Source organism: Streptomyces rhizoryzae (genome assembly GCF_023155275.1).
GTDB classification, from domain to species: Bacteria; Actinomycetota; Actinomycetes; order Streptomycetales; family Streptomycetaceae; genus Streptomyces; species Streptomyces rhizoryzae.
The window spans coordinates 26,644-50,012 of the sequence record NZ_JALMUV010000021.1 but is presented as its reverse complement, the minus strand read 5'-3'; the positions used below and the strand labels follow the sequence as shown (position 1 = coordinate 50,012).

The window sequence follows — 23,369 nt, the reverse complement described above, 5'->3', positions numbered from 1 at the left end:
GCGCTACTTCCGGGTGGCGCCGCTCGGCAGCCGCGAGCCGTCCGCCAGGAACGCCTCGGCGGTCTCCACCGCCTCCCGGGCCGGCAGCGCCCGGAAGACCCAGGTGCGGTACGACCAGAAGCGGAACAGCGTGGCGATGCCGATGCCCAGGAACTTGAAGACGTTGCTCTGGAGTGGGCTGTCCCAGCCCAGGCCGTAGGTCGCCGCGTAGAGGATGCCGTTCTCGATGATCAGGCCGGCGATGCTGAACAGCAGGAAGAGGGTCAGCTCGCGGGTGCGGCCGTGCTTGTCGCGGTCGCGGTACGCGAAGTAGCGGTAGCCGATGTAGTTGGTGCCGGTGGCCACCACCGTCGCCACGATGCTGGCCCGGACGACGGGCAGCTCGGTCAGGTGCCGGACGAGGTTGAAGACCGCGAAGTTGACCACGACCCCGGCGCCGCCGACGGCGCCGAACTTCACGATCTCCCGGGTGAGCGCCTCCAGCCGCGACCGCAGTGCGCTCCGTTCACTCATGTGATCGTTCAGCTCCCCGTCGTGGGCGGTTGGGCGGGCCGGCGGCCCGGTGGGCCCCCATGCTAACCACGGCCGCCGAAGCGCCGTGCGCGGGCGGCGGCCGTGCGCCACCGCCTACGGCGGGCGGTGCGGACCGGCCGGTCATCCCACCGTGACACGGAAGTTGAGGGCCCGCGCGCCCGGCTCGTAGGCCGCGCCCGTCGCGCACCGCCGGCAGCGCAGCAGCCGCAGGTCGGCACGGCCGGGACGGCCGGCCCGGAAGTCCAGCCACCGGGTGCCGGCGGCCGGCGGCGCCCCGCCGGGGCTGCCGTCCGGGGCCCGCTCGCCGTCCGGGCGCAGAACGGCCGGATCGGGCCGCGGCGCGGCGATGATCCAGTGGAAGCCGTCGCCGGGGTCGTCGGGGACCTCGACGGTGAAGCGGTCCCCGGCGGAGACCGCGATCTCGGTGTCCGCCGGTCCGTAGACCTCCGGCCCGGACAGCCGGCTGACCACCGAGTACAGGGCGATCAGCAGGGCGGTGACGGCGAGGGCGGTCACCAGCGCCCGGGAGTGCCTCGTTATGCCGCCGCTCTCCATGCGGCCTCCCCCTCATCGCCGCACCGGCCGGATCGCACACCGCCCGGTACGGAACCTCACCGCGGATCTGGACCTTCGGAGGACTCCGTCGAACGCCCGCTCTCGGAGGAACCTCCAAGCCGGGGTCGGGTGCACGACCGCCGTGCGGCTACCCTGGGGGCGTGACGTTCCCGGTAGTCGGCATGGTCGGCGGCGGTCAGCTCGCCCGTATGACCCACGAGGCGGGTATCCCCCTCGGCATCAAGTTCAAGCTCCTCAGCGACACTCCGCAGGACTCGGCGGCCCAGGTGGTCAGCGAGGTCGTCATCGGCGACTACCGCGACCTGGACACCCTGCGCGCCTTCGCCCGCGGCTGCGACGTGGTCACCTTCGACCACGAGCACGTGCCCACGGAGCACCTGCACGCCCTGGAGGCGGACGGCGTCGTCATCCGGCCCGGCCCCGAGGCGCTGCGGCACGCCCAGGACAAGGGGGTGATGCGGGCCAGGCTGGACGCCATCGGCGTGCCCTGCCCCCGCCACCGCATCGTCTCCGACCCCGCCGACGTGGCGCGGTTCGCCGCCGAGATCGGCGGGAGCGGCGCCGGGCGCCTCGACGAGGGGCAGTGGCCGGGCGACGTGCCGGTGGTCCTGAAGACCGTCCGCGGCGGCTACGACGGCAAGGGCGTCTGGGTCGTACGATCCTCCGAAGAGGCGGCCGAGCCGTTCCGCGCCGGGGTGCCCGTCCTGGCCGAGGAGAAGGTCCCCTTCGTCCGCGAGCTGGCCGCCAACGTCGTCCGCTCCCCGCACGGCCAGGCCGTCGCCTACCCGGTCGTGGAGTCCGTCCAGGTCGACGGCGTCTGCGACACGGTGATCGCCCCGGCCCCCGGCATCTCCGACGCGCTGTCCACCCACGCCCAGCAGCTCGCCCTGCGCATCGCCGACGAACTGGGCGTCGTCGGCCACCTCGCCGTCGAGCTGTTCGAGGTCCGCGACGCCGGCGGCGCCCCCGCCGTCCTCGTCAACGAACTCGCCATGCGCCCGCACAACTCCGGCCACTGGACCCAGGACGGGGCGATCACCTCGCAGTTCGCCAATCACGTCCGCGCCGTCCTCGACCTCCCGCTCGGCGACCCCCGCCCGCGCGCCCGCTGGACGGTGATGGCCAACGTGCTCGGCGGCGACTACCCCGACATGTACAGCGCGTACCTCCATTGCATGGCCCGGGACCCGCAGTTGAAGATTCACATGTACGGCAAGGACGTGAAGCCGGGCCGCAAGGTCGGGCACGTCAACACCTACGGCGACGACCTGGCGGATGTGCGTGAGCGCGCCGCGCACGCCGCCGGCTACCTGCGAGGAACGATCACCGAATGACTGCGAGCTCCCCCCTGGTCGGCATCGTCATGGGCTCCGACTCCGACTGGCCCGTCATGGAGGCCGCCGCCCAGGCCCTGGACGAGTTCGAGATCGGCTACGAGGTCGACGTGGTCTCGGCCCACCGCATGCCGCACGAGATGATCGCGTACGGCGAGCAGGCGGCCGGCCGCGGCCTGAAGGCGATCATCGCCGGCGCCGGGGGAGCCGCCCACCTGCCGGGCATGCTCGCCTCCGTCACCCCCCTGCCGGTCATCGGCGTCCCCGTCCCCCTGAAGTACCTCGACGGGATGGACTCCCTGCTGTCCATCGTCCAGATGCCCGCCGGCGTCCCGGTCGCCACCGTCTCGGTCGGCGGCGCCCGCAACGCCGGCCTGCTCGCCGCCCGGATGCTCGCCGCGCACGACCCCGAACTCCTCACCCGCATGCGGGAGTTCCAGCAGGAGCTGAACGACCAGGCCACCGAGAAGGGCAAGCGGCTGCGCAACAAGGTCGCCGGCGCGGCCGGCTTCGGCTTCGGGGGCGGCAAGTGACCGCCGCCGCGGACGCCGCCCGGGAACTCCTCGCCGCCTGGCCGGTCGTCGACGGCCACAACGACCTCCCCTGGGCCCTGCGCGAGCAGGTCCGCTACGACCTCGACCGGCGCGACGTCGCCACCGACCAGAGCGCCCACCTGCACACCGACATCCCCCGGCTGCGCGCCGGCGGCGTCGGCGCGCAGTTCTGGTCGGTGTACGTACGCTCCGACTACAGCGGCGACCACGCCGTCAGCGCGACCCTGGAACAGATCGACGCGGTACGGCAGTTGGCCGCCCGGTACGCGGCCGACCTGCGCCTGGCGGCCACCGCCGACGACATGGAGGCCGCCCGCGCCGAGGGCCGCATCGCCTCCCTCATGGGCGCCGAGGGCGGCCACTCGATCAACAACTCGCTGGCCACCCTGCGGGCCTTCCACGCCCTGGGCGTCCGCTACCTGACGCTCACCCACAACGACAACAACGACTGGGCGGACTCGGCGACCGACGAGCCCCGCCATCACGGCCTCGCGCCCTTCGGGGAGGAGGTCGTGCGCGAGATGAACCGCCTGGGGATGCTCGTCGACCTCTCGCACGTCTCCCCGGACACCATGCGGGACGCGCTGCGCGTCACCACCGCGCCGGTGGTCTTCTCGCACTCCTCGGCCCGCGCGGTCTGCGACCACCCGCGCAACATCCCCGACGACGTGCTGGAACGCCTGCCCGCCAACGGCGGGGTCGCGATGGCCACCTTCGTCCCGAAGTTCGTGCTGCCCGCGGCGGGCGAGTGGACGCTGCGCGCCGACGCGAACATGCGCGCCCACGGCCTGCACCACCTCGACACCACCGAGCGGGGCATGGCGGTCCAGCGCGCGTTCGAGGCGGCGAACCCGCGGCCGGTCGCCACCGCCGCCACCGTCGCCGACCACCTCGACCACATGCGCGAGGTGGCCGGTATCGACCACCTCGGCATCGGCGGCGACTTCGACGGCACCGCCTTCACGCCCGCGGACCTGTCCGACGTCGCCAGCTACCCGGTGCTGATCGCCGAGCTCCTCGACCGCAAGTGGTCCCACGCCGACCTGGCCAAGCTGACCTGGCAGAACGCGGTCCGGGTGCTCCGCGCGGCGGAGGACGTGGCCCGCGACGAGCAGGCCCGCCGCGGCCCCTCGAACGCCGTGCTCGCGGAGCCGGCCGGCTGAGGGCTCAGCGCTCCTTGGGGAAGCACAGGCAGAACGGGTGCCCGGCCGGGTCCAGATAGACCCGGAAGTCCCGCTTCCCCTCGTCGTGCTGGACGGGCCGGGCACCCAGCGCGACGACCTTCCGCTCGGCCTCGTCGAGGCTCTCGCGCGGGACGTCGAAGTCGAGGTGCAGCTGCTGCGGCGTCTCCTGGCCCGGCCACTGCGGCGGGCGGTAGTCCTCGACCTGCTGGAAGGCGAGCGTCCGCCCGCCGGGGCCGGTGACCTCCACCCAGTCGGCCCGGCCGTCGTCGACGACCTCCCAGCCGAGCATCTCGGCGTAGAACCGGGCCAGCGCCCGCGGGTCGGGACAGTCCACGGCGACGACTCCGAGGCTGATCGAGCTCATGGCATTACCTCCGTTGCACGGCACGAACCGGCACGGGCCCCAGTCCCACCCGCACCATCCCTCCCACGCGTACCCCCACCCACCGCATCCCTACCCACAACGGGAGGGGCACCCGATAGCCCCGCGCAGCGGAAAAGCAACGCGCCGCAGGCGCACACGAAAGACCCCGCACGGGGGGAAAGCCGACCACGCGGGCGGCGAACCCCTACGCGGAGGGCCGCCCCAGCGCCCGGTACGTCCACCCCGCCTTGCGCCACAGTTCCGGATCGAGCGCGTTGCGCCCGTCCAGGACGCTCCGCTCGCCGGCCACCTCGGCCAGCGCCGCCGGGTCCAGCTCGCGGAACTCGCGCCACTCGGTCAGGTGCAGGACGACGTGCGCACCGCGCACCGCCTCCAGCGCGTTCTCGGCGTAACCCAGGGTCGGGAAGACCCGCGCGGCGTTGGCCATGCCCTTGGGGTCGTAGACGGTGACCTGGCCGCCCTGGAGGTGGATCTGGCCGGCGACGTTGAGTGCGGGGGAGTCGCGGACGTCGTCGGAGTCCGGCTTGAAGGTCGCGCCGAGGACCGCGACCCGCTTGCCGAGGAAGCTGCCGCCGACCGCCTCGCGGGCCATCTCGACCATGTGGGCGCGGCGCCGCATGTTGATCGAGTCGACCTCGCGGAGGAAGGTCAGGGCCTGGTCGGCGCCCAGTTCGCCGGCCCGGGCCATGAAGGCGCGGATGTCCTTGGGCAGGCAGCCGCCGCCGAAGCCGATGCCGGCCCGCAGGAACTTGCTGCCGATCCGCTCGTCGTAGCCGATCGCCTCGGCGAGCTTGACCACGTCGCCGCCGGCCGCCTCGCAGACCTCGGCCATGGCGTTGATGAACGAGATCTTGGTGGCGAGGAAGGAGTTGGCGGAGGTCTTGACCAGCTCGGCGGTGGGGAAGTCCATGACGACGAACGGCGAGCCCTCGGCGATCGGCGTGGCGTACACCTCGCGCAGCAGCGCCTCGGCCCGCCCGCCGCTGCCCTCGGGCAGGTGCTCGGGCCCGGCGGTGCCGACCACGATCCGGTCGGGGTGCAGGGTGTCCTTGACGGCGTAGCCCTCGCGCAGGAACTCCGGGTTCCAGGCCAGCTCGACGTCGGCGCCGGCCGGTGCGGCGGCGGCCAGCCGCCCGGCGAGCCGGGCCGCGCTGCCCACCGGCACCGTGGACTTGCCGACCACCAGCGCAGGCCGGGCCAGGTGCGGGGCGAGGGAGTCGAAGGCGGCCTCGACGTAGGACATGTCGCAGGCGTACTCGCCGTGCTTCTGCGGGGTGTTCACGCAGATGAAGTGGATGTCGCCGAACGCGCCGGCCTCGGCGTAGGAGGTGGTGAACCGCAGCCGCCCGCTGGAGCCCTCGATCCCGGCGACGTGGCGGCGCAGCAGCTCCTCCAGACCGGGCTCGTACATCGGGACCTCGCCCCGCCGGAGCATCTCGATCTTCTCCGGCGCGACGTCCAGGCCCAGCACCTCGAAACCCAGCTCCGCCATCGCGGCGGCGTGGGTGGCACCGAGGTAGCCGGTGCCGATCACGGTGATCTTGAGGGCCATGCGGGGCTCCAGACGTTCTCCGGGAAAACGGTGCTGACCGAGCATAGTCGGGCACGGAACGCGCCCCTCCCGTCCGCGGACACCCCTTGGGGGGACTGTCGGGAACCTCACCTATCCGCGGTCCGCCATCGGCCCTAGAATCCCTTGCCAGTAAGGGTTACTTAACGGTAGTTAGCGCTGCCACACCTCACAGGGGAGTGAGACACCTTGGCGCGAGTGGGAAAGAACGCGGCCGCTGATTTCGATCTGTACCGGCCGTCCGAGGAGCACGACATGCTCCGCGAGTCGGTGCGCTCGCTCGCCGAGGCGAAGATCGCGCCGTTCGCCGCCGCGGTGGACGAGGAGGCCCGCTTCCCCCAGGAGGCGCTGGACGCGCTGGTCGCCAACGACCTGCACGCGGTCCACGTACCGGAGTCCTACGGCGGCGCCGGGGCGGACGCGCTGGCCACGGTCATCGTGATCGAGGAGGTGGCCCGCGTCTGCGCCTCCTCCTCCCTGATCCCGGCGGTCAACAAGCTCGGCTCGCTGCCGGTGATCCTCTCCGGCAGCGAGGAGCTGAAGGCGAAGTACCTGGCGCCGCTCGCCAAGGGCGACGCGATGTTCTCGTACTGCCTGAGCGAGCCGGACGCCGGTTCGGACGCGGCGGGGATGAAGACCAAGGCGGTCCGGGACGGCGACCACTACGTCCTCAACGGCGTCAAGCGGTGGATCACCAACGCCGGGGTGTCGGAGTACTACACCGTCATGGCCGTCACCGACCCGGAGAAGCGCTCCAAGGGCATATCGGCGTTCGTCGTCGAGAAGGGCGACGAGGGCGTCTCCTTCGGCGCGCCGGAGAAGAAGCTCGGCATCAAGGGCTCCCCGACCCGCGAGGTCTACCTCGACAACGTCCGGATCCCCGCCGACCGCATGATCGGCGCGGAGGGCACCGGCTTCGCCACCGCGATGAAGACCCTGGACCACACCCGCATCACCATCGCCGCGCAGGCGCTCGGCATCGCCCAGGGCGCGCTGGACTACGCCAAGGGCTACGTCCGCGAGCGCAAGCAGTTCGGCAAGCCGATCGGCGACTTCCAGGGCGTGCAGTTCATGCTCGCCGACATGGCGATGAAGCTGGAGGCGGCCCGCCAGCTGACCTACGCCGCGGCGGCCCGCTCCGAGCGGATCTCGGCCGGCGGCAAGGAGGAGGACCTCACCTTCTTCGGCGCGGCCGCCAAGTGCTACGCCTCCGACGCCGCCATGGAGATCACCACCGACGCCGTCCAGCTGCTCGGCGGCTACGGCTACACCCGCGACTACCCGCTGGAGCGGATGATGCGGGACGCCAAGATCACCCAGATCTACGAGGGCACCAACCAGGTGCAGCGGATCGTGATGGCGCGGAACCTGCCGCAGTAGGGTTTCCGCAGGTCAGCGGCCACTTTCGATGGCTCGCGGGCTGTGATCGGCTTCCGGTCCGTTCGGGTCCGATTCGGGCCGATCATGGGCGTCATGCTGGGGAAATCCTGGGCTGCCGCTGGGCGGGAAACCGCCTACCACCTGCACAAACAGAACGGCCTCCGGCGCTTGTGCCGGGGGCCGTTCGCATGGGCTCGTTCAGGCGGCTTCCGCCTGTCCTTCTGTGGGGTCGTCCGCGCCGGGCGTCAGCATCGTTGCGATGGCCGCCCGCCTGCGCTGCTCGGCTCCTTCAAAGATGTCGTGGTAGTGCTCGCGCAGCACGTCCGGGTCGTCTTCTGGATGGACCGGTACTGCTTCTTGGTGCTGTTCTCCAGCTTCCTTTGATTCGTCCACTCCTCCCACACGGCCGTCACGGGCTGCTTGCCCAACCGGTCGTCCAGGCAGGTCCCGGCGTCGAGTTCCTGTTCCTTGCGCTTGCGCTGGCCGTCGGCCCGCTTCTTGGTGTTGAAGCTCTTCTGCCTCTGTTTCCCGTCCGGGTCGTACCAGAAAGTCATCCACTTCTTCGGGTCGTCTTTCGAGCGTGCTACCCATGCCCTCGCCACTGCCGTGCTGGCCTTTCCGGTCGGTGAGCAGGCCGCACCGTGGGCCCGCATCCTCAGAATGAAAGCCCCCGCGTTGCGGGGGCTTTCATTGCTTGATTCCACAGGTCGAGTGGTGCCTACGCCGCTTCCTGCATCTGAGATCTGTGCTCAATGCGCAAGCGCAGCAACTCTTGATCGCGCAGGTAGCGCACTTCGTCCCGCATCTTGCTCATGACGAACTCGCCGAGAGTGACGCACAGGTCCATTCGTTGGATGCACACTCCGACCATGAACGGACCGTTCTGCGCGCGGTACAAGCGGATTCCGTAGTACCCCTCTTCACAATCGGTGCCGTTGTTGAAACGGCATCCCTCGCAGGTCTCGGGCAGTCGTACCGGCCGAATCGACTTGGCGTAGAGCGTTCGGCCGTCGGGCAGCCGGTAGCGGGTGCGTTGATCCGAGGTGCCTGCCGTGAAGATGTGACGTACGGGGACTGCTCCCAGGGTGTTCAGAACCTCCCTCATCGCTGCGAGGGAGGCACCGTCATCTTCGAGGCTGACCAGCATCCGGACCACGACATTGCGGCCGTACTCCTCGATGACCCGCAGAACCCTGGACGCGTGGCTGCTGTCCGGAACGACCAGGTTGGCCGAGACCTTCACGCCACTCTTCAGCGCCGAGTCGATGGAGGCATGAAGTGCCGTGATCTTCCGCTCCGCGAGCTTCACCGAACCGAAGCGCGGGGCCTGGACTGCGGCGAGTTCATCCGCAGTAGTACCGAACACGGAGAGATTGACGCGGTCGAGCCCTGCCTTTGCACAGTCCTCCAGCACGGCGGCGCCGTTCTCGCCGTTAGAGGTGAACCCAACGGTCAGCCCCAGTTGACGAGCCCTGGCGACGAGGTCAGGAAGCTTCGGGTGCAGCGTGGGCTCCCCACCCGTGAAGTGAACCTCACTGGTCTCTATCGCCCCGCGCATGGCCGCCAGGGCCAAGGCGAAGTCGGCGTCAGGCTCGATCCTCGCGGGGAGGAAGTCAGCCCCGTTGGTGCGCAGGTAGAGGGAGACACGGCCGGTCTTGCCGGGCGCCCCGGTGAACTCATTCGGCCGGCGCCCGGTGTTATCGGTGGCGACCGGTGTTCCCTCGTTGTGACAGAACCCGCAGGCCAACCCACAGGCGTCAATGATCTTCACTCGAATCGTGCGGTCCGGCACCACGGATACTGGCAGGCTGGCTAAGTCTTCCTGGTACACAGCGTTCCTCCCACAGGGGTGGGTCTAGTCCGGGAATCGCAGGTCTTTGATCTGCTCAAGGTCGATGCCGTACTGGGTGTAGATGCCGACGGTGTTCACGCCGGTGAGCCCGGCCGGGTCCAGGCCGAGAATCTTGGCCGTGGCGGTCACGTCCTCGACGCTGTCGCCCTCGATCTCCAGGTACGGAGGAATCAGTGGCCAGGAGTCGATCTCAAGCCGTACGCCGTCGAGGACGTATGAGGTCCGACGGTTCTCCTGGTACGCCTTCGCGGTAAAACCCATGAGGTTCAGCAGCGTGTTCGTGTCCTCGAAGCTGGAGACGGCCACTTCCTCTTCGTGCGTGCCGTCGATTGCGTCGGAGGTGATGTGCTTGACGCAGAGAGTGACCTCGGAGCCGGTGTCCCGCAGTCTGATCCAGCGTCCCTGCTCGCCGGGGACTACGTCATACACGTACCGGCGCATCAACCGGTCCGCGATGTGTACGCCGCCACGCTGCTTGATCGTCGCGGCGATGGCTTCGACGTCGATGTTCAACGCCCTGGCCTCGAACTCGGTGGTACCCATGGTGTGCTCGTTTCTGACGGTGGATGTAGCTGAGGAGCCTAGTTCTCCAACACGCCCGAGAATGCGCAGCATTGGGGCCTATGGCACGCCGTCTGGCGGCGTTCCCTCCGTGTCCCGCCGAGCCTGATTCACCGGCGGGGAACGGGAACGCCCTGGCGCCCCTAGGTGAACTGTCCGGTAGCCGCCGTGATCAGGAAGGCGATGCAGCTGCCCCACACCATGACGGCCAGGATTCCGCCCCGGAACCAACCGTCACAGGACACCGCAGTCCACGTAACGGCGTGATCCTCGGGGGAGTGTGGCGGCCTCTGCTCACCGCTTGCCCCCGCCGTTCTGGCTCCGGCTGTTGGCGTCCTTGAGCTTCTTGGACAGGTCCGCGGTGCTGCCTTTTTCCTTCTTCTCGCTCCTCACCGCGCCGCCCTGAGAATCTTCGTCAGCTTCCGGGCGGTGCCGATGTTGATGCGGCCGGTGTCGATCAGGTGGGTAAGCGCTCCGTCCTCACCCAAGGGCTTCGGGTCGAGCCGCAGGCTGGGGAACGGCACTCCCGCCTCCTTCGCGGCCTTCCTCAGATCGGTCACCGCCTCCTGTACGGCCTCGGTGGGGGTGCGGGTCTCTGGTGTGGCCTCAATCATGGTTTGCCCTCGCTCCGTTGCTCGGTTTCTTGAGCATCGGGGATCCCGAATGGGCGGCCTAGTGTGACTCGTAGTGGCAAACCGCCCCATCATCAGGGATGTTGGATGCCCAGTGGCATTCGTAGGAGCAAGATGGGCTCATGGGCATCGGGGAACTGATCCGTGAGCTACGTTCGGCGCGCGGCTGGTCGCAGGGGCGCTTAGCGTCAGAAATCAACAACCAGTTCGGAACGACCCTCAGTCGGGAGTATGTGAGCGGCTGGGAGTGTTCCAAGCATGAGCCAGGAGCGTTCTCCCTCCGGGCTCTGTCGGCGGTCTTGGACGTACCCCTAGCTGTCCTGGAGAACGAGTTGGAACGGCGTACCTTCCTCACCGATCTTGCGGGTGCGGCCATAGCCCCCATGGTGGCCTCAGACCTGTTGTCCGTAGGGTTCGCCGCCCGGCTTCGTGGTGGCCCATCTGCGGAAGACTGGGAGGGCAAGCTAAGTACCTACGGCACGGATTACATGTCCATGGGGGCGGCCGACATCCAACGCCGCGTGTCCGGCGAGCTGGTTGTGGTGCAGCAGCAGCTCGACACCCCTCGTTTGTGGTCTGTGGCCTCCCGGCTCATGACCCTGTATGCCAAGACGTTTCCGGGATCAGATGGGTCCAAGGCTGTCCACTGGTACCGGATGGCGGCCAAGGCTGCTGACGAGTCGGGGGATGAGGCGGCGCGGGTGTGGGTTCGAGGCCGGGCGGCTATCGCCCTGGGGTACGAGGGTGCCTCTCTGCCTGTGGCTGACGTGCTCGCCGATCAGGCCATGGCCGTCACCGATCGACCGTCCCTGGGGCTGCTGAATGCGATCTACGGCAAGGCGCACGCCGCTGCTCTCCGGGGCGACCGTGCAACGGCCCTGGAACTGGACGCGCGAGGGCGCCGGATCTTCGATTCGGCCGGGTCGTACGAGCAGACCTCGGACTATGCCGTCCCGTGGTGGCGGCTGCACGTATTCCGGTCCCTGTTGCTGGCCCGCCTCGGTGACGAGAAGGGGGCTGTGGAGGCTCAGGAGCAATCGCGCAAGGAGCTTCCGGCGTCGCTCCCCAGGTTCGCCACTCACCTTGAGCTTCACCGGGGTCTGATGCTGGCCAGGTCCGGCGACCGCACGGGAGGCGTTCGCTACGCGCAGGCCGCGATGGATGCCCTACCGGCCGAGAAGCACTCGCTGACGCTCCGGATGCTCATGGATGAGATCAAGGCGTAGGGGTCCCCTCATGATGATCATGGGGAATGCTGGGGGGCACCCCAATTGAGGGGTATATATGCAGGTCAGGGCGCTGCATGCCGTAAGCACCCAGATTTATGAAGGCACGAATCAGGTCCAGCGCATCGTGATGGCGCGGAACCTGCCGTAGGGCGGTCCGCCGCAAGGGGACGGGGCCCCGGCCGCTCGGTGCGGTCGGGGCCCCGTTGCGTCGGCGGCCGGTGTCGGTCAGTTGCCGGAGACGGTGACCGGCTCGTCGTTGTTGAGCTGCTGGACGAGCTGCTTGAGCTTGGCCTGGTCCCAGACGAGGTTGCCGCCGACGGTGCCGGAGATCGGCATGTTCATCGACTTGCCGTCGCCGCTGGTGACGCCCTTCATCGCGAAGAACATCTGGCCCAGGTCCCACAGGCTCATGTCCTTGTCGACCTTCAGCGTGTCCAGGCCGGCGCCCAGCGTCGGGTAGAGCTTGAAGGGGTTGAGGACGGTGCCCGGCGTGGCGGCCTGGTGGGCGATGGCGGCCAGGAACTTCTGCTGGTTCTTGGTGCGCTCCAGGTCCTGGCTGGCGAAGGCGTGCCGGGTCCGGACGAAGGCGAGGGCCTGCGCGCCGGTGAGGGTCTGGGTGCCGGCCTTGAAGTCGGCGCCGGAGTCCTTGTCCTTGAAGCCCTTGGGGATGTCCATCTCCACCCCGCCCAGCGCGTCGACGATGTTGGCGAAGCCGGCGAAGCCGATCTCCACGTAGTGGTCGATGTGCAGGTGGGTGTTGTACTCCACGGTGCGGACCAGCAGGGCCGGGCCGTCCTCGGCGTAGGTGGCGTTCAGCTTGGTGTGCCGGCCGGTCGCCGGGTACTTCTTGCCGGAGGTCGAGCCCACGTACGAGGGCACCTCGACGTTGGAGTCGCGCGGCAGGGATATCAGCGTGGGGCCGTTGCTGCCGTCGTGCAGGATCAGCATCGAGTCGGTGCGCCCGCCGTCGGTGGGGCCGCCGGTGTGCAGCTTCTGCTTCATGTCGTCGGTCATGCCCTCGCGGCTGTCCGTGCCGACGATGAGGTAGTTGGTGCCGTCGCCGGTCGCGGGGCGGTCGATGACCTTGCTCAGGTCGATCTCCCGGCGCAGCTTGCCGTCGGCCCAGAAGTAGGTGCCGATGGACGTGGCGAGCACCACCACGAGCAGGGTGAGCGCCGTCCACTTGATGCGGCGGCCCCAGTTCGGGCGCGGCCGGGCGGGGCCGCCGCCGTCGCCGCGGCCGCCGCCCGCGCCGTAGACCTGCCCGGTGTTGTAGCCGTCGTAGCCGCCGCGGTCGCCGTGGCCCCGGGACGCCTGCGGCGGGACGCCCGCGCCGCCGCGCGGGGAGAGCGAGGGCGGCAGCGGCGGCTCGTTCCGCCGGTAGCCGGGGGCCGCGTCGCGCCGTACGTGGGGCATGGCGCGCGCACCCTCGGGCTCGGCGCTGCCGCTGCCGCGTCCGTACCGGTTGCCGCCGGGGTCGCCGGACCGTCCTTGGGGCCACTCATTCATAGGGGGAAGTGTGCACGCCGCGGGGCACCGCTCCATAGGGCGGGTGCGGGATCGGGGCGGGGCTGTTGCAGAGCTGATGCAAAGCGGGGGAGCGGTAACGCCCCATACCGCGAAGGGGCCGACGATTCCGACGGGGCTTCCGGAAACCTTCATTCCGGATGCTTTCCGGCGGGGCCGACGAGACGGAACTCACGCCCCCGCCGAGACCCCCGTCACACCCCCGCGGCCGCACCCGCCCCGGTGCCGTACGGTCCCGTACGGCACCGGCTTACGCTGGTCTGCATGACCGACCTCGTCACCAACACCCCGGAGGACGCCCTCGCGGGCAAGCCCACCTCCGTCTCCCGCACCACGCTCTCCCACATCATGACCGCGGCCGACACCAACCTCCTCGGCACCGTGCACGGCGGAGTGATCATGAAACTGGTCGACGACGCGGCGGGCGCGGTCGCCGGCCGGCACTCCGGCGGCCCCGCGGTGACGGCGTCCATGGACGAGATGGCCTTCCTGGAACCGGTCCGGGTCGGCGACCTCGTCCACGTCAAGGCCCAGGTCAACTGGACCGGCCGGTCCTCCATGGAGGTCGGCGTCCGGGTCCTGGCCGAGCGCTGGAACGAATCCACCCCCGCCCAGCAGGTCGGCTCCGCCTACCTCGTCTTCGCCGCCGTCGACGAGCACGGCAAGCCCCGCCCGGTCCCCCCGGTCATCCCCGAGACCGAGCGCGACAAGCGGCGCTACCAGGAGGCCCAGATCCGCCGCACGCACCGGCTGGCCCGCCGCCGCGCCATCAAGGAACTCCGCGAGCGCCGCGCCGCCGAGGGCCTCGACGCCTGACGCCCCGCCCGCCCCCGGCCGCCCGGCGGGGCCTCACGCCTCCTCGGGCGCCGGCGCCGGCGCGGCCCGCACCGCACGCCGCGGCAGCGCCCGCCGGTGGACCACCGCCACCGCCAGCTTCGCCGCCAGCGCCAGCGCTGCCCCGGTCACCGTCCCGGCCGCCGCACACAGCACGTCGTCGATGTCCGCGACCCGGCCCGCCCGCATCAGCAGCTGCCCGGCCTCGATGGCGGCGCTCAGCCCCACCCCCAGCAGGAACGCGCCGGCCGCCGACCAGCGCGGCGCGGCGAACCGCAGCAGGACCGGCACCGGCACGAACAGCGCCGCCCCCGCGACCTGCCGCCGCACCAGCAGCGCCACCTGCCCCGGCTCCAGCCGGGCGCCCAGCTCGAACAGGCCCTCCCCGGGCCGCCACCAGAACGTCGCGTCGGCCGACCCCACCGGCTGCACCGGCGCCAGCGTCACCACCAGCATCAGCACCAGCCAGCCCGCCAGCAGCACCCGGGCCGCGGTCCGCGGGGTCCGCCGGCGGGCGGCCCGCACCGACCACACCGCCAGGCCCAGCGCCAGCCCCAGCACCGCGGCCAGGAACAGCGCCACCGTGGCCGGGGTGACGGCCAGGACGACCTGCCACATGGTTCGCCTCCGCCTTTTCCGGACACCGGGCGGCCCGGCGTCAGCCGCAGCTCCACTTGGTCACGAACACCGTCCGGACGTGCTCCATGACACCCCGGATGCACTCGTCGGGCAGCATCTCCACCCGGCCGCTCAGCCGCACCGCGCCGCCCCGCGTCCGCCCGGTGCCGAACCAGCCGGGGAACGCCGTGATCCGCGCGTTCTTCCGCTGGTAGCCCAGCCGGACGGTCAGCTCGCCGCGCGCCGGGTCGTCCCGCCGGTAGACGGCCGTGTAGACGCCCGTGGCGCCGACCGGGCCGCGCAGGCACAGCCGGCCGTGCAGCAGGTCGCCGCAGCCGGTCGGCGCGTCCGGGGCGGCCGGCGCGGCCGCCGCCGCGGCCAGCAGCAGCCCCAGCACGGCCCCCGCCGCGGCCACCCGGGCCGCCCGGCGGCGCCGGTCCGGACCGGCCGGCGACGGCCCCGGGGCCATCCGGCGGGGAGCGGGCACGGTCATCGGCACACCGCCTGGTCACCGGTGATCGCCGCCAGGGTGCCGGGCGCCGGCGTCGGCTCCTCGGCCCGCACCGGCCGCACCGCCCGGAAGTCCGCCCCCGCGGTCACCCGCATCTCCGGGCCCTGCCCCGGCGCCGGCCGCAGCTGCGCGCCGGGCAGCGCCGCGGCCAGCGAGCGCGCCGAACGGTCCCAGCGCGGGTCGTAGGAGACCACCGTGCGTGCCACCGGGCCCTGGGCGGCGTCCCCGGGCACGCCGGTGGTGGCGAAACCCGCGGCGTGCAGCTCCCGGGTGACCCGCGTGGCCAGCCCGGGCCGCCCGGTGCCGTTGTCCACCCGCACCCGGACGCGGCCGGGCGGCACGTCCACCACCGCGGCGGCCGGCCCGGTGCGGTCCGGGCGGGCCGCGAACGGCCGGTCCTCGCGCAGCGCCCGGAACAGCTGCGGCGCCGCCACCGGGTCCCAGCGCACCGTCGAGCCCAGCCCCGGCACGTTCTCCGCCGCGCCGCGCAGCGGCACCGACGCGAACTCCGACGACGCCGGCCCGAAACCGCGCATCGCCTGCGCCAGATCCGTCAGATCCGCCGCCCCGAAGCCGGCGTCGGCCCGCACCGACCGCAGCACCGCGTCCGCGACCTCCTGGAGCCGCACCGGGTTGATCAGCACCCCGGTCGAGGTGATCCGGTCCACCAGCGCCGCCAGGAAGCGTTGCTGGCGCTGCATCCGGCCCAGGTCCGCGGAGGCGTCGACGTGCCGCGAGCGGACGTACTGGAGCGCCTGGCCGCCGCCCAGCCGGGACGTCCCGGCCGGCAGGTCCAGCCCCGAGTAGCGGTCCCGCAGCGGCCGCACGGTGCAGATCTCCACCCCGCCGACCGCGTCCACGGTCCGCATGAAGCTGGTGAAGTCGACCTCCAGGTAGTGGTCGATGTGCACGCCCGTCATGTGCTCGACGGTCCGCACGGTCAGGTTGGGGCCGCCCTCGGCGTAGGCGGCGTTCAGCTTCAGCGCGTGCCGGGGGTGGCGCCGGCCGTCGGCGTCCTGGTGGGCGGGCACCTCGGCGTAGGAGTCGCGGGGCAGGCTGACGACGCTGGCGCGGCTCCGGTCGGCGGACAGGTGCACCAGCATCAGGGTGTCGGTGCAGTGGCAGGGCGCACCGCCGAGGTGGAACTTCCGCTTCTCCTCGTCGGTGAGCTTGTCCCGGCCGTCGGTGCCGACCACCAGGAACGTCAGGCCCGCGCCGCCGCCCGGCCGGTCGCTGATCCCCTGGAACGCGTCCACCCGCCCGATCCCGGTCTCCACGCCGGTGACCATGGCGTGCCCCACCCCGCCCGCCGACAGCAGCAGCACGGCCGCCGCCGCGCTGATCCGCAGCCCCCAGCGCCGCCCCTGGGGGCGCCGGCGCGGACGCCGCCGGGACCGCCGGGGACGCCGGCCCGGCACGGTGCGGGAGGAGGGGGACGGCGCGGTCACGGGCCACCTCCGCGGTGGACGGGGACGGGGAGCGGACCCGCACGGGCGGCCCGCGCGGGCGTGGAACGGTGCGGTACGGAGCGGACCGGGTCACCGTAAGCCGATACGATCTGCTGCAAAACGCCACACACCGGGCAGATGGTGTGCGGCCACCCGGTTGCCGTCCGACCCCGTCCCCCGTTCGCGGTACCGTGAGGCGGAAATCCGCAGTCTCCCGGCGGGCGCAGCCGCCCCCACGGCGGCGTGCCGGCGGGCCGTACCCCCGAGGAACCATGCCCCAGCAGCAGCTCCCGGCCGTCTCCGTGATCATGCCGGTGCTCAACGAGGAACGTCACCTGCGCAACGCGGTCCGGCACATCCTGGAGCAGGAGTACGCCGGCGAGATGGAGGTGGTCATCGCCCTCGGCCCCTCCACGGACCGCACCGACGAGATCGCCGCGGAACTGGTCCGCGAGGACCCCCGCGTGCACACCGTGCCCAACCCCACCGGCCGCACCCCCGCCGCCCTGAACGCCGCCATCAAGGCGTCCCGGCACCCCGTCGTCGTCCGCGTCGACGGCCACGGCATGCTCTCGCCGAACTACATCGCCACCGCCGTCCGCCTCCTCGACGAGACCGGCGCCGCCAACGTCGGCGGCATCATGCACGCCGAGGGCGAGAACGCCTGGGAGGACGCGGTGGCCGCCGCCATGACCTCCCGGATCGGCGTGGGCAACGCCGCCTTCCACACCGGCGGCGCCGCCGGCCCCGCCGAAACCGTCTACCTCGGCGTCTTCCGCCGCGAGGTCCTGGAACAGCAGGGCGGCTACAACGAGGAGTTCATCCGCGCCCAGGACTGGGAACTGAACTTCCGCATCCGCGAGGCCGGCGGCCAGATCTGGTTCTCCCCCGAACTCCGGGTCCAGTACCGGCCGCGCCCCAGCGTCCGGGCCCTGGCCAAGCAGTACAAGGACTACGGCAAGTGGCGGCACGTCGTCGCCCGCTACCACTCCGGATCGATCAACCTCCGCTACCTCGCCCCGCCGACCGCGGTCTGCGCGATCGCCGCCGGCCTGGTCGTCGGCGCCGCCGTCACCCCCTGGGGCCTGGTCGTCCCGGCCGGCTACCTCGCCGCGATCACCGTCGGCTCCCTGCCGGCCGGCAAGGGCCTCCCGCTCAAGGCCCGCGCCCAGATCCCGCTCGCCCTGGCCACCATGCACATGTCCTGGGGCTTCGGCTTCCTCACCAGCCCGCGCGCCCTGGCGAGGAAGGTCATCGCCAGCCGCCGGCCCGCCGTCCGCGCCGCCGCCCCGGCCACCGACTGACCGCCCGGGGTGCGCGCCCCGGGCGCGCACCCCGCCGCCGGCCGACTCAGAACGAGTACTGCGGATTGACCGTCATGCACGCCCCCGAGTCCTTCTCCGCGTTCAGCGGATCCGCGCTCTTGGGAGCCTTGTCCGCCGGCGCCCCACCGGAACCGCCCGCCCCGCCGGCCGCCGCGTAATCCGCACCGCTCCGCCAGTCGTTGCCCACCACCAGCCGCAGCCCGGACGCCGCCGACGACTGGCGCACCGCCCCCCGCGGCAGCCCCAGCGCCTTGCCCAGCGCCAGCGCGTCACCCCGCTGCGCCGCGTCCCGGTAGAGCAGGGTGGTGTCCGCCTGGCTGACCAGCCGGGAATCCTGGCTCGCGCCGGTGTACCCGAGCTCCACCAGCCGCCCGTACACCTGCCCCGCCCGGCCCCGCACCGGGCCGCGGTCCGCGCTCCCCGTCCCGTTCTGCACGATCACGCCCAGCTTCGCCTTCGGCGTCGACGGCTCCGGGTCCGGCGCCGGCTTCTTCTTCCCCGCCTTGGCGTCCTCCCCGTCCAGCGCCACGTCGTTCCGCAGCATCGCGAACGTGGCCTCCGCCTCCCCCGGCTTCGGCACCACGTACCGCTCACCGGGCCCGTACTGCCACGGCATGGTCACCATCGTGACGCGCTTGGTCGGCACCCGTTGGAGATCGCCGCCCAGATCGTAGAGGCGCTTGACCGACCCCAGGTCCTCGTCGACGGTCAGCGCGCTGGTCGCCGCCTCCGCCAGGTCCCGCAGCTGCACCGGATCGGTCAGCTTGGTGCCCTGCTTCAACTGCCGGATCATCGAGTTCAGATACATGTGCTGGGCCTTGGCCCGGCCGATGTCGGTGTTGTCCTCGAAGCCGTAACGGGTGCGCAGCCACTGGAGCGCCTGGACGCCCTTGACCGGATGGGTGCCCTTGGTCAGCCGCAGACCGCTGCCGTGGCCCTTGCTGTCGTGCGAGTACACGTTCCGGTCCACGCAGACCGGGACCCCGCCGACCGCATCGGCCATGTTCACCACCCCGGCGAAGTCGACCATCATGAAGTGGTCGATGTAGATGCCGGTCAGCGCCTTCCAGGTGGCGACGGTGCAGCCCGGACCGCCGTGCTGGAGCGACTCGTTGATGGGCGCGGTGGTCTCCGCGTAGACCCGCCCGTCCTTGGGATCGGTGCACTGCGGTATCAGCACCCGGGTGTCCCGCGGAATGGAGATCACCGACATGTTGCTGCGGTCCGCGCTGACGTGCAGCAGCATCTGCACATCCGCCAGCGGCTTCCGGTCGGCGTCCTGGCGCGCCCCGCCCAGCTCGATGTTCTTCTCGCTGTTCCGGCCGTCCGACCCCAGCAGCAGGATGTTCAACGGGGTCTGCCCGAACGCGTTCGGCTCCGGCTTCTTCAGCCCGCCCGGGCCCAGGTCCAGGGCCTCCTTGCGGAGGTTGGCGTTCAGGTGCTGGTAGTAGAGGAACCCGCCGCCGGCCCCGGCCACCAGCAGCAGACCCAGCCCCAGCGCCGTCCAGCGCAGCACCCGCCGGCCCTTCCGGCGCGGCCGCTCCCCGGCGGCCGCCCCCTCCGGGCCGCCCTCGGAGGCACCGCCGCCGGACGACCCGCCGGACGCCCCGCCGGCCTCGTCGGCCGGACCGGTGGACGCGCCGGGGCCCGGCCCGTCCGGGGCCCAGCCGGGCGCGTCCGGCGGCAGGCCCTGGTCGCGGAAGCCGCTGTCCGCCCAGCCCAGCGGCTCCGGTTTCGCCCGGCGCCCCCGCCGCTGCCCCTCCCCGCGCACACCGCTCTGCGGCATTCGGCACTCTCCCCGTTGTCCGTTCCGGTGCGCTCGGTGGCCCCGGCACGGTGGGCGGCCGGACTACTTCGCGCAGATGTTCTTGTCATCCGCATTGACGTGCTGGACCCCCGCCGGGGTTTCGGTCGGCGCCTCGATCGGCGTCCCCGGCGCGGTGAAGTCCTTGCCGAGCACCAGCTTCATCGGCACCCGCGGACCGGCGTCCTGCGCCGACTGCTTCAGCGCGCTCTTCGGCAGCCCCATCCACTCCGCCAGCGTCGCCGCCTGGTCCGCCTGGTTCGGGGCGTACTCCAACCGCGTCGCCGACAGCTTCTCCGGCGCGTTGCCGGCATTGGTCGACAGCCGCGCCCCCTTGGAGTTCTGCAACCAGTCCACGGTCTCCTGCGCCGCGCCGAACGGCCCGCCGCCATTGGTCACATCGACCCGCACCAGCCCCGCCGGCGCCTTCTTCACCGGCGCCGCACCCTTGCCCTTCCCCTTGGCGGCACCCTTCGCCAGCGCGTGGTCCTGCTGCACCATCCGGAACAGCGGCTCGGCCTTCGCCGTGTCCAGGACCACGGTCGCCTTGTCCTGCGGGTTGTCCAGCACCGGAACCGTAGCAAACGTGATCTTGTTGAGGTCGACCCGCTTCAGGTCGGTCCCGAAGTCCAGCAGCTTCGACGCGGTCCCGATCCCGGTGTCCACCGTCAGCGCCTTCGTCGCCGCCTGCGCGACGTCCAGCAGCTTCCCCGGACTGCTGAACGCACTCGACTTCAGCTTCCGGATCAGCGACCCCACGAACTGCTGCTGCAACTGGATCCGGCTCAGATCACTGCCCGTCCCCACCGAATGCCGGGTCCGCACGAACGCCAGCGCCTGCTCGCCCTTGACCACGTGCCGGCCCGCCGACAGCCGCAGGTGCGACTTCGGGTCGTTGATGTCCTTCCCGGCGCACACCTCCACGCCGTCCACCGCGTTCGACAGGTCCTTCACCGCGTTGAAGTCCGCCATCATGAAGTGGTTGACCTTCAGCCCGGTCAGCTTCTCCACCGTCCGCCAGGTGCAGCCCGGATCCCGGCCCTCCTGCCCCAGACTCGTGTTGAACCGCACCCGGTGCTGACCGGGGATCACCTTCGTCGACCCGTCCGGCTGCTTCGTCGGGCAGTCCGGGATGTCGGTGATCAGGTCCCGCGGGATGCTCAGCGCCGTCGCGTTCGACCGGTCCTTGGAGATGTGCATCAGGATCGTGGTGTCCGCGTGCCCGACACTGCCCGAGTCGCCGTACCCGCTGTCGCCCTTGCCGGTCCGCGCATCGGTGCCGATGACCAGGAGATTCACCGGGCCGTCGGTGACCGCCGCGTTCTCCTCGCCGACATCGACCTTCTTGATGTTGCCGTCCAGCTGCTGGTAGATCACGAACGCCGTCCCGCAGCCGGCGACGAGCACGAAACCCACCGCCCCCGCCGTCCAGTACAGCGCCTTCCGCTTCCCCGACGCCCGCGCCTTGGGCTTGCGGCGGCTCGCCGCACCCCGCGCCGCCGCACCGGACCCGCCGCGCGCCGCGGCCCGGCGCGCCGCCCGGCCGCCCGCCGCGGCACCGTCACCCTCGTCGCCGCCCTTCCGGCGGCCCCGCTGCACCGGCAGCGGACGGGTATCGGTGTCACCGTCGCCCGCGCCCCCCGCGGCACCGCGTCTCCCGGGCGCCGGCCGGTCGTCGGGCCGGGCCGGGGGCCGGCCCGACGGGGCGGCCCGCAGCTCGTAGTTGCCGGTGTTCGGGTCGAACACCCACTGATCGGCGGGGTCGACGTTGTTGTCGTCCGCCTGCCCACGGCCTTGCGCGTCCACGGTGCCTTGAGTCCTCCGTCGGTACCACGCGGCGCCATCCCCTCCAGGCGCACGGTCGGTCGATCCTGTGTCAGGTGGTTTCGGTTGCTTGCTCGGCGGTCAGCGGCCAGCTGGTCGGGCGGACCGGATCGCTCACACTATCCGCCCAGTTCAGCGTCGAGCGACGCCCGTGACAAATTCCACTTCCCTACAACTGGGCAATCCGCCCATTTTCTTCGCCGTTCCCCGGAACCCTTTGCGGCGTTTTTATTCGCAGGCCGCGCGGTCCGCGGTACTCCCCGGAAAGACCGGCACCGCACTTCCCGCCGGCGCCGGCCGCCCCCCGCGCCCCGCCCCGCCGCCCTTCCCGTCCCCCGCCCGCCGCGCCGCCACCGCCACCGGAAGATCCTTCCGCAACCGCCCGAAGAGCCGCTCCGCATCCGGCTCCACCAGCTCATCCCGATTCGGGTCGTAGCGGTACTCGGTACGCGGCACGGTCAGGAACTGCACATGCGCGGTGGGAATGCCCCGCATACTGCGGACCAATTCGTACAAACCCCGGAGCGACGCCAGACCCGCATCGGTCGTCAGCGAACTCGTCGCCGCATCCATCACCGGATACAGCCGCATCGGATTCAGCAGCACCCCATTGCTCTGCACTTTCTTCACCAGCGCCCCCAGGAACTGCTGCTGCCGGGCCATCCGCTGGGTGTCGCTGCCGTCCCCCACCGACTTGCGCGCCCGCACGTACCCCAGGGCCGCCTCCCCGTCCAGCGTCTGCCGCCCCGCCGGCAGCGACAGATGCGCCTCCTCGTCCCGCATCGGCCGCGCCAGACACACCTGCACCCCGTGCACCGCGTCCACCATGTTCTTGAACCCGGTGAAGTCCACGATGATGTGGTGGTCGATCCGGATCCGCGTCATCCGCTCCACCGTACGGATCGCACACGCCGCACCCCCGAACGCGAACGCCCAGTTGAACTGCACCTTCTGCGGCGCCGACTCCGTCCCGTCCGCCCGCTTGCAGTGCGGCACCAGCACCATCAGATCCCGCGGGATGCTCACCGCCGTCGCGCTGCGCCGGTCCGCCGCCAGATGCAGCAGGATCGTGGTGTCCGACCGCTGCGTGCCGTTGTCCGCCCCGTACTCCCGGTTCGCCCCGGCCCGGTTGTCCGAACCGATCAGCAGGATGTTCTGCGCGTTCGGCGGGCCCGCCGGCGGCCGCTCCGACTCGTACTTCTCCAGCTCCCGCTCGGTCGCGCTGTCCGACCGGATGTTCCCGTTCAGCCGCGTCCAGATCGCCCACCCCAGCGCCCCCGACGCCAGCACCGCCACCGCCAGCGCCAGCACCCCGGCCCGCAGCCACCGCCGGTGCCACGGCGGCGGCGTCCGCGGCGCCCCCGGCCGGTCCGTCCCCAGCAGTCCCACCGGCCGCTCCGGCCACCCCTGGAACCGCGCCGGCTTCCGGGAACGGCCGCGGCCGGGCGGGGTCTCGGGGCTCTCGGTCACCTGCGTCCCTCCTCACGGAGTCGGCGGCCCCGCGCCGGGCACCACCGGACGGCGCCCCGCCGGCCCCCGCACCCACCGGGCCTGCATACATCGAGCATGGCCCCACCCGCCCCACCCGGCCCGCCCGACACCGATCCCCCTCCGCCGGACGGGGGAGGGAAGGGCGGAAGAGGCGGAAGGGGGCGGAGGGGGAGGCGTGCGGGAGGGGGGCTTGCCG

At 71.6% G+C, this 23,369-nt stretch carries 22 protein-coding genes; 7 read left to right on the top strand and 15 right to left on the bottom strand.

Features of this window, described 5'->3' with window-relative positions:
* Positions 1-3: 3 nt before the first annotated feature.
* On the bottom strand, positions 4-513 hold the full coding sequence (locus tag MUU72_RS18335) for a GtrA family protein (protein ID WP_248014382.1): 510 nt from the start codon (positions 511-513) through the stop codon (positions 4-6).
* 141 nt (positions 514-654) lie between these two features.
* On the bottom strand, positions 655-1,089 hold the full coding sequence (locus tag MUU72_RS18330) for a protease inhibitor I42 family protein (protein ID WP_248014381.1): 435 nt from the start codon (positions 1,087-1,089) through the stop codon (positions 655-657).
* A 182-nt stretch (positions 1,090-1,271) separates the two neighbouring features.
* Here MUU72_RS18330 and MUU72_RS18325 point away from each other — a divergent pair, with 182 nt between their 5' ends.
* The 3 genes from MUU72_RS18325 to MUU72_RS18315 are packed head-to-tail and all read left to right on the top strand — an operon-like array spanning position 1,272 to position 4,161.
* Positions 1,272-2,444, top strand: a complete 1,173-nt coding sequence (locus MUU72_RS18325; protein ID WP_248014434.1) for a 5-(carboxyamino)imidazole ribonucleotide synthase — start codon at positions 1,272-1,274, stop codon at positions 2,442-2,444.
* Positions 2,441-2,977 carry a 5-(carboxyamino)imidazole ribonucleotide mutase gene (purE, locus tag MUU72_RS18320; protein ID WP_248014380.1) on the top strand — a complete coding sequence of 179 codons (537 nt, stop codon included), beginning with the start codon at positions 2,441-2,443 and terminating at the stop codon, positions 2,975-2,977. The genes MUU72_RS18325 and purE overlap by 4 nt, the downstream gene beginning before the upstream one ends.
* Positions 2,974-4,161: a dipeptidase gene (locus tag MUU72_RS18315; RefSeq protein WP_248014379.1), complete on the top strand. Its 1,188-nt coding sequence runs from the start codon at positions 2,974-2,976 to the stop codon at positions 4,159-4,161. Before purE ends, MUU72_RS18315 begins: the two co-directional genes overlap by 4 nt.
* A 4-nt stretch (positions 4,162-4,165) precedes the next feature.
* On the opposite strand, the gene MUU72_RS18310 is transcribed toward MUU72_RS18315, so the two are convergent.
* Both MUU72_RS18310 and MUU72_RS18305 read right to left on the bottom strand, forming a co-directional pair.
* Positions 4,166-4,546, bottom strand: coding sequence for a VOC family protein (locus MUU72_RS18310; protein ID WP_248014378.1), 381 nt, complete (start codon positions 4,544-4,546; stop codon positions 4,166-4,168).
* 205 nt (positions 4,547-4,751) lie between these two features.
* Positions 4,752-6,119 (bottom strand): UDP-glucose dehydrogenase family protein, encoded by a 1,368-nt coding sequence (locus tag MUU72_RS18305; RefSeq protein WP_248014377.1) that lies wholly within the window; start codon positions 6,117-6,119, stop codon positions 4,752-4,754.
* A gap of 216 nt (positions 6,120-6,335) precedes the next feature.
* Here MUU72_RS18305 and MUU72_RS18300 point away from each other — a divergent pair, with 216 nt between their 5' ends.
* A complete protein-coding gene (locus tag MUU72_RS18300; protein ID WP_308403834.1) occupies positions 6,336-7,517 on the top strand; it encodes an acyl-CoA dehydrogenase family protein in 1,182 nt (393 codons plus the stop codon).
* A 245-nt stretch (positions 7,518-7,762) separates the two neighbouring features.
* On the opposite strand, the gene MUU72_RS18295 is transcribed toward MUU72_RS18300, so the two are convergent.
* The 4 genes from MUU72_RS18295 to MUU72_RS18280 all read right to left on the bottom strand — a co-directional run bounded on the left by MUU72_RS18295 (position 7,763) and on the right by MUU72_RS18280 (position 10,544).
* Positions 7,763-8,071: a hypothetical protein gene (locus tag MUU72_RS18295; RefSeq protein WP_248014376.1), complete on the bottom strand. Its 309-nt coding sequence runs from the start codon at positions 8,069-8,071 to the stop codon at positions 7,763-7,765.
* A 164-nt stretch (positions 8,072-8,235) separates the two neighbouring features.
* Positions 8,236-9,348 carry a radical SAM protein gene (locus MUU72_RS18290; RefSeq protein WP_248014375.1) on the bottom strand — a complete coding sequence of 371 codons (1,113 nt, stop codon included), beginning with the start codon at positions 9,346-9,348 and terminating at the stop codon, positions 8,236-8,238.
* 24 nt (positions 9,349-9,372) lie between these two features.
* The gene (locus MUU72_RS18285; RefSeq protein ID WP_248014374.1) at positions 9,373-9,912 is read right to left on the bottom strand and encodes a class IV adenylate cyclase; all 540 of its coding nucleotides are present in this window, start codon (positions 9,910-9,912) and stop codon (positions 9,373-9,375) included.
* Positions 9,913-10,319: 407 nt separating this feature from the next.
* On the bottom strand, positions 10,320-10,544 hold the full coding sequence (locus tag MUU72_RS18280; RefSeq protein WP_248014373.1) for a hypothetical protein: 225 nt from the start codon (positions 10,542-10,544) through the stop codon (positions 10,320-10,322).
* Positions 10,545-10,684: 140 nt separating this feature from the next.
* On the opposite strand from MUU72_RS18280, the gene MUU72_RS18275 reads away from it, so the two are divergent.
* Positions 10,685-11,788, top strand: a complete 1,104-nt coding sequence (locus MUU72_RS18275) for a helix-turn-helix domain-containing protein (RefSeq protein WP_248014372.1) — start codon at positions 10,685-10,687, stop codon at positions 11,786-11,788.
* Positions 11,789-12,016: 228 nt separating this feature from the next.
* On the opposite strand, the gene MUU72_RS18270 is transcribed toward MUU72_RS18275, so the two are convergent.
* Positions 12,017-13,300 carry an LCP family protein gene (locus tag MUU72_RS18270; RefSeq protein WP_248014371.1) on the bottom strand — a complete coding sequence of 428 codons (1,284 nt, stop codon included), beginning with the start codon at positions 13,298-13,300 and terminating at the stop codon, positions 12,017-12,019.
* 282 nt (positions 13,301-13,582) lie between these two features.
* Between MUU72_RS18270 and MUU72_RS18265 the strand changes: the two genes are divergently transcribed.
* On the top strand, positions 13,583-14,134 hold the full coding sequence (locus MUU72_RS18265; protein ID WP_248014370.1) for an acyl-CoA thioesterase: 552 nt from the start codon (positions 13,583-13,585) through the stop codon (positions 14,132-14,134).
* A gap of 33 nt (positions 14,135-14,167) precedes the next feature.
* On the opposite strand, the gene MUU72_RS18260 is transcribed toward MUU72_RS18265, so the two are convergent.
* The 3 genes from MUU72_RS18260 to MUU72_RS18250 are packed head-to-tail and all read right to left on the bottom strand — an operon-like array spanning position 14,168 to position 16,729.
* On the bottom strand, positions 14,168-14,770 hold the full coding sequence (locus MUU72_RS18260; protein WP_248014369.1) for a VanZ family protein: 603 nt from the start codon (positions 14,768-14,770) through the stop codon (positions 14,168-14,170).
* A 40-nt stretch (positions 14,771-14,810) separates the two neighbouring features.
* Positions 14,811-15,263 carry a hypothetical protein gene (locus MUU72_RS18255; protein WP_248014368.1) on the bottom strand — a complete coding sequence of 151 codons (453 nt, stop codon included), beginning with the start codon at positions 15,261-15,263 and terminating at the stop codon, positions 14,811-14,813.
* Positions 15,260-16,729 (bottom strand): LCP family protein, encoded by a 1,470-nt coding sequence (locus MUU72_RS18250; RefSeq protein ID WP_372503175.1) that lies wholly within the window; start codon positions 16,727-16,729, stop codon positions 15,260-15,262. Before MUU72_RS18250 ends, MUU72_RS18255 begins: the two co-directional genes overlap by 4 nt.
* Before the next feature lie 272 nt (positions 16,730-17,001).
* On the opposite strand from MUU72_RS18250, the gene MUU72_RS18245 reads away from it, so the two are divergent.
* Positions 17,002-18,033: a glycosyltransferase family 2 protein gene (locus MUU72_RS18245; protein ID WP_248014367.1), complete on the top strand. Its 1,032-nt coding sequence runs from the start codon at positions 17,002-17,004 to the stop codon at positions 18,031-18,033.
* A 46-nt stretch (positions 18,034-18,079) separates the two neighbouring features.
* On the opposite strand, the gene MUU72_RS18240 is transcribed toward MUU72_RS18245, so the two are convergent.
* The 3 genes from MUU72_RS18240 to MUU72_RS18230 form a co-directional block, all read right to left on the bottom strand.
* Positions 18,080-19,840, bottom strand: coding sequence for an LCP family protein (locus tag MUU72_RS18240; protein ID WP_248014366.1), 1,761 nt, complete (start codon positions 19,838-19,840; stop codon positions 18,080-18,082).
* A 63-nt stretch (positions 19,841-19,903) separates the two neighbouring features.
* Complete coding sequence (locus MUU72_RS18235) at positions 19,904-21,664, bottom strand: LCP family protein (protein WP_248014365.1); 1,761 nt, start codon at positions 21,662-21,664, stop codon at positions 19,904-19,906.
* 246 nt (positions 21,665-21,910) lie between these two features.
* On the bottom strand, positions 21,911-23,152 hold the full coding sequence (locus MUU72_RS18230; RefSeq protein WP_248014364.1) for an LCP family protein: 1,242 nt from the start codon (positions 23,150-23,152) through the stop codon (positions 21,911-21,913).
* Between the last annotated feature and the right edge of the window lie 217 nt (positions 23,153-23,369).

Bases quoted from the DNA above. Each gene is read 5' to 3' on its own strand.
- MUU72_RS18335 (WP_248014382.1), bottom strand. From the start codon at position 513: ATGAGTGAACGGAGCGCACTGCGGTCGCGGCTGGAGGCGCTCACCCGG.
- MUU72_RS18330 (WP_248014381.1), bottom strand. From the start codon at position 1,089: ATGGAGAGCGGCGGCATAACGAGGCACTCCCGGGCGCTGGTGACCGCC.
- MUU72_RS18325 (WP_248014434.1), top strand. From the start codon at position 1,272: ATGGTCGGCGGCGGTCAGCTCGCCCGTATGACCCACGAGGCGGGTATC.
- purE (WP_248014380.1), top strand. From the start codon at position 2,441: ATGACTGCGAGCTCCCCCCTGGTCGGCATCGTCATGGGCTCCGACTCC.
- MUU72_RS18310 (WP_248014378.1), bottom strand. From the start codon at position 4,546: ATGAGCTCGATCAGCCTCGGAGTCGTCGCCGTGGACTGTCCCGACCCG.
- MUU72_RS18305 (WP_248014377.1), bottom strand. From the start codon at position 6,119: ATGGCCCTCAAGATCACCGTGATCGGCACCGGCTACCTCGGTGCCACC.
- MUU72_RS18295 (WP_248014376.1), bottom strand. From the start codon at position 8,071: ATGACTTTCTGGTACGACCCGGACGGGAAACAGAGGCAGAAGAGCTTC.
- MUU72_RS18285 (WP_248014374.1), bottom strand. From the start codon at position 9,912: ATGGGTACCACCGAGTTCGAGGCCAGGGCGTTGAACATCGACGTCGAA.
- MUU72_RS18280 (WP_248014373.1), bottom strand. From the start codon at position 10,544: ATGATTGAGGCCACACCAGAGACCCGCACCCCCACCGAGGCCGTACAG.
- MUU72_RS18275 (WP_248014372.1), top strand. From the start codon at position 10,685: ATGGGCATCGGGGAACTGATCCGTGAGCTACGTTCGGCGCGCGGCTGG.
- MUU72_RS18270 (WP_248014371.1), bottom strand. From the start codon at position 13,300: ATGAATGAGTGGCCCCAAGGACGGTCCGGCGACCCCGGCGGCAACCGG.
- MUU72_RS18265 (WP_248014370.1), top strand. From the start codon at position 13,583: ATGACCGACCTCGTCACCAACACCCCGGAGGACGCCCTCGCGGGCAAG.
- MUU72_RS18260 (WP_248014369.1), bottom strand. From the start codon at position 14,770: ATGTGGCAGGTCGTCCTGGCCGTCACCCCGGCCACGGTGGCGCTGTTC.
- MUU72_RS18255 (WP_248014368.1), bottom strand. From the start codon at position 15,263: ATGACCGTGCCCGCTCCCCGCCGGATGGCCCCGGGGCCGTCGCCGGCC.
- MUU72_RS18245 (WP_248014367.1), top strand. From the start codon at position 17,002: ATGCCCCAGCAGCAGCTCCCGGCCGTCTCCGTGATCATGCCGGTGCTC.
- MUU72_RS18240 (WP_248014366.1), bottom strand. From the start codon at position 19,840: ATGCCGCAGAGCGGTGTGCGCGGGGAGGGGCAGCGGCGGGGGCGCCGG.